This window comes from Nocardia pseudovaccinii NBRC 100343, from assembly GCF_001613225.1.
GTDB lineage: Bacteria > Actinomycetota > Actinomycetes > Mycobacteriales > Mycobacteriaceae > Nocardia > Nocardia pseudovaccinii.
Map to the genome: position 1 here is coordinate 1 of NZ_BDBY01000257.1, position 2516 is coordinate 2516.

General features: G+C 65.8%; 1 protein-coding gene. It reads left to right on the plus strand.

What is annotated here, in order from left to right:
• On the plus strand, nucleotides 1-2516 hold a 2516-nt coding region (rpoB, locus tag NP3_RS32065; RefSeq protein WP_063045480.1), incomplete at both ends, for a DNA-directed RNA polymerase subunit beta.

Here is a 2516-nt window from a genome sequence, read left to right on the forward strand (position 1 = left end):
CGTCGTCTCGCAGCTGGTGCGTTCGCCGGGTGTGTACTTCGATCACAGCGTCGACAAGGGCACCGAGAAGGATCTGCACAGCGTGCGGGTCATTCCGTCGCGTGGCGCTTGGCTGGAGTTCGATGTCGACAAGCGCGACACCGTCGGTGTGCGCATCGACCGCAAGCGTCGTCAGCCGGTCACCGTGCTGCTGAAGGCACTGGGTTGGACCACCGAGGAGATCGTCGAGCGCTTCGGCTTCTCCGAGATCATGATGTCGACCCTGGAGAAGGACAACACCGCCGGTCAGGACGAGGCGCTGCTGGACATCTACCGCAAGCTGCGTCCGGGCGAGCCGCCGACCAAGGAGTCCGCGCAGACCCTGCTGGAGAACCTGTTCTTCAAAGAGAAGCGCTACGACCTGGCGCGCGTCGGTCGCTACAAGATCAACAAGAAGCTCGGCATCCACCTCGGCGAGCCGATCACCGCATCGGTGCTCACCAAGGAAGACATCGTCAGCACGATCGAGTACCTGGTGCGTCTGCACGCCGGTGATCGGGCGATGACCGCGCCGGGCGGCGAAGAGGTGCCGGTCGAGGTCGACGACATCGACCACTTCGGCAACCGTCGCCTGCGCACCGTCGGCGAGCTGATCCAGAACCAGATCCGGGTGGGCCTGTCCCGCATGGAGCGCGTGGTCCGCGAGCGGATGACCACCCAGGACGTCGAGGCCATCACGCCGCAGACCCTGATCAACATCCGTCCCGTCGTTGCCGCGATCAAGGAGTTCTTCGGAACTTCGCAGCTGTCGCAGTTCATGGACCAGAACAACCCGCTGTCGGGTCTGACCCACAAGCGTCGCCTTTCGGCGCTCGGTCCGGGTGGTCTGTCCCGTGAGCGCGCCGGTCTGGAAGTCCGCGACGTGCACACCTCGCATTACGGCCGCATGTGCCCGATCGAGACCCCGGAAGGCCCGAACATCGGCCTGATCGGTTCGCTGTCGGTGTACGCGCGGGTCAACCCGTTCGGCTTCATCGAGACGCCGTACCGCAAGGTGGTCGACGGCAAGGTCACCGATGAGGTCAAGTACCTCACCGCCGACGAAGAGGACCGCCACGTCCGTGCGCAGGCCAACTCGCCGGTCGACGCCGACGGCCGCTTCCTCGAGGAGCGGGTGCTCTGCCGCCGGGGCAACGACGAGAACGAACTCGTCCCCGCTTCCGAGGTCGACTACATGGATGTTTCGCCGCGCCAGATGGTTTCGGTCGCGACCGCGATGATTCCGTTCCTCGAGCACGACGACGCCAACCGTGCCCTCATGGGTGCGAACATGCAGCGCCAGGCCGTGCCGCTGATCCGTTCCGAATCCCCGATCGTGGGAACCGGTATGGAGCTGCGCGCCGCGGTCGACGCCGGTGACGTCGTGGTGAACGAGAAGTCCGGTGTGGTGGAAGAGGTTTCGGCCGATTACGTCACTGTGATGGCCGATGACGGCACCCGCAAGAGCTACCGGATGCGCAAGTTCGCCCGCTCGAACCAGGGCACCTGCGCGAACCAGCGGCCGATCGTGGACGAGGGTCAGCGCGTCGAGTCCGGTCAGGTGCTCGCCGATGGTCCCTGCACCGAGAACGGTGAGATGGCGCTCGGCAAGAACCTGCTCGTGGCGATCATGCCGTGGGAGGGCCACAACTACGAGGACGCGATCATCCTGTCGCAGCGCCTCGTCGAAGAGGACGTGCTCACCTCGATCCACATCGAAGAGCACGAAATCGACGCCCGCGACACCAAGCTCGGTGCCGAGGAGATCACCCGGGATATCCCGAACGTCTCCGACGAGGTCCTCGCGGACCTGGACGAGCGCGGCATCGTGCGCATCGGCGCCGAGGTTCGTGACGGCGACATCCTGGTCGGCAAGGTCACCCCGAAGGGTGAGACCGAGCTGACCCCGGAGGAGCGGCTGCTGCGCGCGATCTTCGGTGAGAAGGCGCGCGAAGTGCGCGACACCTCGCTGAAGGTGCCGCACGGTGAGTCCGGCAAGGTCATCGGCATCCGCGTGTTCTCGCGCGAGGACGACGACGATCTGCCTCCGGGCGTCAACGAGCTGGTCCGGGTGTACGTCGCGCAGAAGCGCAAGATCCAGGACGGCGACAAGCTGGCCGGACGCCACGGCAACAAGGGTGTCATCGGCAAGATCCTCCCCACCGAGGACATGCCGTTCATGCCCGATGGCACCCCGGTGGACATCATCCTGAACACCCACGGTGTGCCGCGTCGTATGAACATCGGCCAGATCTTGGAGACCCACCTCGGGTGGATCGGCAAGGCGGGCTGGGATGTCGGCGCCGGTGCGGACGGTAATTCCCGTCCGGACTGGGCCAGGGCACTGCCGGAGGAGATGCTGGCGGCCCCGGCCGAGTCCAACATCGCCACCCCGGTGTTCGACGGCGCTCGTGAAGAGGAGCTGACCGGTCTGCTCGCCTCGACCCTGCCGAACCGCGACGGTGAGCGCATGGTCGACGACAACGGCAAGGCGACGC